6 protein-coding genes and 1 pseudogene are annotated in these 6651 nt (G+C 28.5%); 3 read left to right on the forward strand and 4 right to left on the reverse strand.

Translation table 11 applies throughout. From position 1 onward, the window contains the following. Positions 1–255: pseudogene (locus tag Q0K52_RS14370) on the forward strand (hypothetical protein); the annotation flags it as partial. An 86-nt stretch (positions 256–341) separates the two neighbouring features. Here the strand turns inward: Q0K52_RS14370 and Q0K52_RS14375 are convergent. The 4 genes from Q0K52_RS14375 to rpsF form a co-directional block, all read right to left on the reverse strand. Further along, on the reverse strand, positions 342–2090 hold the full coding sequence (locus Q0K52_RS14375; protein WP_297300570.1) for a protein-disulfide reductase DsbD: 1749 nt from the start codon (positions 2088–2090) through the stop codon (positions 342–344). Between the two features lie 172 nt (positions 2091–2262). Beyond that, complete coding sequence (gene rpsR / locus Q0K52_RS14380; protein ID WP_367271005.1) at positions 2263–2592, reverse strand: 30S ribosomal protein S18; 330 nt, start codon at positions 2590–2592, stop codon at positions 2263–2265. A 33-nt stretch (positions 2593–2625) separates the two neighbouring features. Further along, positions 2626–3066, reverse strand: a complete 441-nt coding sequence (gene ssb, locus Q0K52_RS14385) for a single-stranded DNA-binding protein (RefSeq protein WP_297300571.1) — start codon at positions 3064–3066, stop codon at positions 2626–2628. 33 nt (positions 3067–3099) lie between these two features. Next, positions 3100–3450, reverse strand: a complete 351-nt coding sequence (gene rpsF / locus Q0K52_RS14390; protein ID WP_297300572.1) for a 30S ribosomal protein S6 — start codon at positions 3448–3450, stop codon at positions 3100–3102. A gap of 257 nt (positions 3451–3707) precedes the next feature. Between rpsF and Q0K52_RS14395 the strand changes: the two genes are divergently transcribed. Then, positions 3708–4607 carry a hypothetical protein gene (locus Q0K52_RS14395; RefSeq protein ID WP_297300573.1) on the forward strand — a complete coding sequence of 300 codons (900 nt, stop codon included), beginning with the start codon at positions 3708–3710 and terminating at the stop codon, positions 4605–4607. A gap of 184 nt (positions 4608–4791) precedes the next feature. Beyond that, positions 4792–6240, forward strand: coding sequence for an Asp-tRNA(Asn)/Glu-tRNA(Gln) amidotransferase subunit GatA (gatA, locus tag Q0K52_RS14400; protein WP_297300574.1), 1449 nt, complete (start codon positions 4792–4794; stop codon positions 6238–6240). The last annotated feature ends 411 nt before the right edge of the window (positions 6241–6651 follow it).

The following is a 6651-nucleotide window of genomic DNA, read 5'->3' on the forward strand; positions in this document are numbered from 1 at the left end:
GATGAGTATAACAAATTTGTAAATACAAAAGATTTATTTGATAACTACACTGAATATGAAAAGAATTATTTTGATATACTTGCCTTAAATGAAGAAAGAATTAAAGGACGCGAAGAAGGTCTTAAAGAAGGTATTGAAAAAGGTGAAATAAATAAAGCTAGAAATATAGCATTGAATCTTAAAAATATGAATATGACTGATGAAGAAATAAGCAAAGCTACAGGTTTAAGTATAGAAGATGTTAAAAAATTGTGAATATCTTATCCAATATAAATAGTTTGTACTATTTATATTGGATATGGAAAGCAGTAAAATATTGCTTAAAAAAATATCTATAAAATTTATTTATTAATTACTTTTTCTAAATCTTCTTTTATACTCAAAGCCATTTTGTCATCGAAACTTGAAAATGAATTCTTTGTGTATAATATGTTCTTGTTGCTGTCAACTACTATTATCCAAGGAAGCCATTTAACATTATACTCATCAGAAATATTTTTGTATTTATCAACATCAACTTCAGTGAAAATCAAATTATCATCTATGAATTTTTTTAGTTCTTCATTTACAAATACTTTCTCTTTAAGCTCATAACAATTAGCACACCAAACGGCAGAGAAATCTATTAATATCGGTTTGTTGTTTTGTTTTGAAAGCTCTAATGCTTCATTGTATGTGATATGATTTACAACTTCATTCTTTTGTTTTATAAATCCGTAAGCAGATCCTAATGCTATTGATATAATAACTACAGAAATGAATATTTTTATTTCTAATGCACTTAACATAGCAGATTTGTTTTTTATTATGTAAACTAATACTGCAAATACTAATATCGTAGCTGAAGCAAGTATATAACTTATTTTATTAAATCCTAAAACTCCGAAAAGTATATTAGCATAATAGAAACTTATTATCATCATTAGGAAAGTGAAAATATATTTAACATATACCATCCAAGTTCCAGCCTTAGGCATTTTTGTAAGTATTGAAGCGAATGTACCAAGAATGAATAATACAGAAGCGAACCCTAAAGCATAAACAGCCATATAAAGAGTAGCAAATACAGGATTAAGAAAACCTATTTCCAATATAACTGCTATTATAGGAGCAGCACAAGGTGTAGCAACTATTCCTGCAAGAAGTCCCATTATATATTTATGGAATATTGATTGATTTTTTTTGGAGTATGCATTTGTTTTTGCAGACTGTAAAAAAGAAGGGGCTTTAATCTCATAAAATCCAGCCATAGAAAATGTAAAGTATAAAAATAATAATACTAATATTGTTAAAACAATAGGATTATATCCAATACTTCCAAATAGAATAGTTTTATGAAAAGCAAATCCAGCCACAGAAACTATAGCACCTAAAAGTGTATAAGTTGTTATTACACCTAATGCAAATAAAAGCGAAGCTAATACGCTTAATTTTTTATTGTTTTTAGAATCGGTTGTAGTTCCTAAAATAGACACTGTAATCGATAGTAGGGGATAGGTACAAGGCAAAAGTACAGATGCAAGTCCTGCTGCAAATATTAAAATCAATGTTATAAATATATTATTGCTTCCTTTTATATAGTTTTCTATAGATCTTGCATTCTCAGGTTTTCCATCTGTTATAATATTTGCATTATCAGGTATATCAATTTCTTCTCCATATATTACTTTACTTTTCGGCTGTAAGCATACATTGTCTTTTGCTGAACATAATTGATAAGTAGATTTTATAAAGTTAATTTTATTTATATCAATATCATTTAATATAAACTCTTGTTCGCCTTTTATTATTATGTCATTATGATATTTTTCGCCTTTTGGATAAGTTGTATTTATTTGTTTGTTGTCGGCAAAGAATAATATTTTATTTGCTATGCTTGATTCTAAATATGCATAATAATTATTTGGTATAATTGCTTTTACTGTTAATTTGTTATTATTAGTTTCCAAAGTAAAATTAATTTCAGGATTTTTATTGAAAGTATCAAATGCATTCAAATTAGGTAAGCTATTATTTTGAGCAAATACTAATGCTGCAGAAATAATAAAAAGCATAATAATGTATTTAAAATATGATTTCATTATTTTCATAAAATATTCTCCGTTTTTATATTCTATCATAATTTGTTTTAATAATATAACATTTATTATAGTAATTTGTGAAATTATTAATTTTATAGTAGTAGGTATTATTAAAGGTTAAAAAAAACAGCCGCTATAATTTATATTATAACGACTGTTAATATTCTTAATTGTTTAAAAATTAATATCTAGTTTCATAAGGTAAAAGTGCTATATTTCTAGCTCTTTTAATAGCTTTAGTAACTAATCTTTGATGTTTAGAACAAGTACCGTTTAAGCGTTTAGGTATGATTTTACCGCTGTCTTTAACGTATCTTTTTAATAATTTAATATCTTTATAATCTAAAACATCAATATTGTTTTTGCAGAAATAACAAACTTTTTTCTTGAAGAATTTTTTTCTTCCGTCTTTTTCATTAATTTCTTTATTGAAATGAGCTTTTTTTTCGCCTTTTCCTTTCATTTCTTCTTCATTGTTATTTTCAAGATTTTCCATGTTTTCTAAATCCATTGTTTATCTCCTAAAAAAATATACTATTTTCAATTAAAATGGCACTTCATCATCATCGTCTGAGAAACTTCCTAAGTCTACACCAGAAGAAGCTGAAGGAGAATAAGTAGTATCCATACTAGCAGCAGGAGCACCGCCCATAGCACTGTTATTTCCTAACATCTGCATGTTTTGCATAATGATTCTAACTTTAGATCTTGCTGCATTAGTATCTTTATCTTGCCATCTTTCCTGTCTTAAAGTTCCGCTTATAGCAACTTGTTTTCCTTTAGTAAGGTATTTACTAACAGTTTCAGCCATTTTACCAAAAGCAACAACATCAAAGTAATTAACTTCAGTTGCATTTTTAGTGCTTACATAATAGTTATTTGCTATAGAAAACTCAACAACTGCACTGCCGCTAGGTAAATATTTAGACACAGGATCAGCTGTAAGTCTTCCTATTAAAGTTACATTATTAAAATCTGTTGCCATAATATAAAGCCTCTATTATCTATCTATTATAAATTAAGCTTCTTTTGAAACTTCTTCATTAGAAGTATTTTCTTTGTTATCTTCTTTTTTATTTTTCTGTATTATTTCATCTAAGCGAACTATTATGAATCTTAATATGCTTAATTCATAACGCAATTCTTTTTCTATATGAGTTAAATCATTTCCATTACATCTGAAGTGGTAGTAATAGAATTTACCTTGATTAACTTTGCGAATAGGGTAGCTTAAGTTATGAATACCATAATCAGCTTCATTGAAAATTTCAGCATGATAGTTTTGAAGAATAGATTTTACATGATCTTTAGCATTTTGATGCACAGCGTCATTGATTTCTGTTACGAATAATATTTCGTATTCTCTCATATTTTGAACTCCTTGGATAAAGCTTCTTTTATGATTAGGATATCTTAAAGAAGCGAAGTATGTATTTTATTTGAAGAATGATATATGATTTTTGATAAAAAGTCAAGAATATATATAGAAATATGTAATTTATATGTTATAATTAAGTAGTAAGTGTTTAAAACTTGAAAAAAATATCTATAAGTAAACATAATGTATTTGATTTAATTTTTCAATATAGTATAATAATAAATAATAAAAATCTTGGAGAACAAAAAATGAAAAAATTACTAGTTATGTTTTTGTTGGTAGCTATGTCAATATCAGTTCATGCATACCAAACGGTTCCTTTTATGTTTAATGATTTGGTTCCTTATGGCATCACTCCTGATGAAGTTAACGAGATATTAGTAGCTTCTAATTTTTCAGCAGGAGCAGCTGAGCCTATAAGTGGTACATTTTATGTTAGTGAATATCCAGATCCAGATTTAGTATGGTATAATCCTCAAACTATGGATTGGGTAAATATTAAATTTACTACTAACGATGTTTCAGAACTTTTCACAAGAGATGAAAATATTTTATACTTTAATTTCATAGTAACAAATGAATTTAAATGTATGACAGTTAGAGCTGACAATATAAATGATGATGCTACTCTAGCTGGAAAAGAAACTAAATGGGCTTATAAATTCTTCTTCCATGAAGATAAATTATTTGCTGTAAGTGCTGTTTACGAAGGTGATTACACTTTACAACAATATAAATCAAGAAACGAAGGTAATGAATATGCACATCCTGGTTATGTAATGTCTAGAGGTTTATTCAGCAGAACTTTAGGCGGTTTCCACATGAAATACGGCGGATTCCATAACAGCAGATATTCTACTTTCGATGATTTCACTACTATGAGATACGGTAACTATGCTAATAAAGCTGCTAAAACTTCTTTAGCTGTTTATTATGCTACTTATGGCGGAAAAAACATTAACTTTGTTGCTTCTTATGTAGATAATTTCAGAATGCAGCCTATAGCTAATAGATTCCAAAAATCTTATTATGAAAATTATTTCGATTTTGCTGATGTTCCAGTAGGAATACCACCAGAAATCAAACCTCCAAAAGATGAAAATGCTGAAAATGGAGATAATACTCAAGCTACTGAAAACGCTCAGTAATTAATATTTGTTTAAAAATAAATAGAGAGTCTATTAATTTAGGCTCTCTATTTTTTTATTTTAAATTTTTTTATCATAAAAAACTATATTAAAAACATTATTATTTTGCAAAAAACATCTATATATGATATAATATTTTGGATTAATAACTTTTGTTATATTTTTGTTTAAGAGGTTTTTTACTATGGAGTTAAATGAATTAAGTATAATTCAAATCAGAGAGAAATTAAAAAATAAGGAAATAGATGCTCCTACATTAGTTGAATCTATTCTAAATAAAATAGAGGAAGATAATAAAAGAGATGATAAAATATATGCTTATCTTGAACTTTTTAAAGATGAGGCATTAGAACAAGCTAAAAAAGCTCAGGAAAGAATCAATAATGGTGAGGATTTACCATTACTTGGTGTTCCTTTGGCTATTAAAGATAATTTGTGCTATAAAGGTCATTTAATGACAGCTTCTTCAAAAATGCTTGAGGGTTATAAAGCTCCTTATACAGCTCCAACAGTTCAAAGATTGATAGATAACGGTGCTATCATTATAGGTAGAACTAATATGGATGAATTTGCTATGGGCGGAACTACAGAAACTTCTAACTATGGAGTTACTAGAAACCCTAGAAATAGAGCACATGTTCCTGGCGGTTCTTCAGGCGGATCTGCTGCTGCAGTTGCTGCTAATTTTGCTTTCGGTGCTTTAGGAAGTGATACTGGCGGATCTATAAGACAGCCTGCTTCTTTCTGCGGTATAGTTGGTGTTAAGCCTACTTACGGCAGAGTTCCTAGACTTGGTTGTATTGCTATGGCTAGCAGTTTAGACCAAGTTGGACCTTTAACTAAAGATGTTAAAGATGCTGCTTTAATGACTAAAATTATAGCTGGTTTTGACCCTAAAGAATCTACTACTTTAAATATTCCAGTTCCTGATTATAATTCTTATTTAGACGGAAATATTAAAGGTATGAAAATAGGACTTGCTAAAGAGTACTATGATTCTGAATTAATAGATCATGATGTAAAAGAAAAGGTTATGGATGCTATAGGAAGATTAAAAGATCAAGGTGCTGAAATAGTTGAGATTAGCTTACCTAATGCTAAATATGGTTCAAGAGTTTATACAGCAGTTATGGATGTTGAAGTAGCTTCTAATATGGGAAGATATGACGGTATAAGATACGGATATCACCCTAAAGGCGATTTCAATTTAGATGAATATTACTATACTTCAAGAAGTGTAGGACTTGCTTTTGAAACTAGAGCTAGAATATTATTCGGTACTTTAATGACTGGTAAAAGATTCTTCTACAGCCATTATCAGCATGCATTAAAAGTAAGAAAGTTAATGCAAATGGATTTTGATAATGCATTCAAAAATGTTGATGTTATTGTTTCTCCTACTTCTCCTGTAACTGCAGGTCTTTTAGGTACAAGAGATCAAACTGACAGTGCTTTAAGTTTCTTGGCTGATAGTTATGTTTCTAATATTAACTTGGTAGGTCTTCCTGCTATGAGCGTACCTTGCGGAGCAGATAAAAACAATATGCCTATAGGTATTCAATTCATTACTAAACAGTTCAATGAAGTAGATATGTTTAGAATGGCTTATGCTCATGAATTAGCTAGTAAATAATTATTTAATTTGTATATATTATGATATTAAAGGGGGCTTTAATGCCTCCTTTTTTATTTAACTTATTTTTCATTATAATAATGTTTATAAAATTTATATGTATATACTGAAAATTTTCAAGTTTGTCAACTATTCGCCTATACCATTACAGGTACGCTTCGCGGAGGCTTTCCGCACGATATTGCAAATCATTATGGATAGTCAACTATACATGCGGCTGAATACTTTTTATTTTTTCAAAAAATTAGGGTATCCCGCCCGCCCACCCTTTAAAGTTAAACAAACCTTTTTAACAAAATAAGCCTAAGAATTTAAAAAAATCTTAAATAATCAATTTTTTTGTACGCAACCGAAAGAATTACAGTCATGTATACAACTAACTCCATATAGTAAAATATTGTAAATAGCTTT

The organism is uncultured Brachyspira sp. (assembly GCF_944390845.1).
Taxonomy (GTDB): domain Bacteria; phylum Spirochaetota; class Brachyspiria; order Brachyspirales; family Brachyspiraceae; genus Brachyspira; species Brachyspira pulli.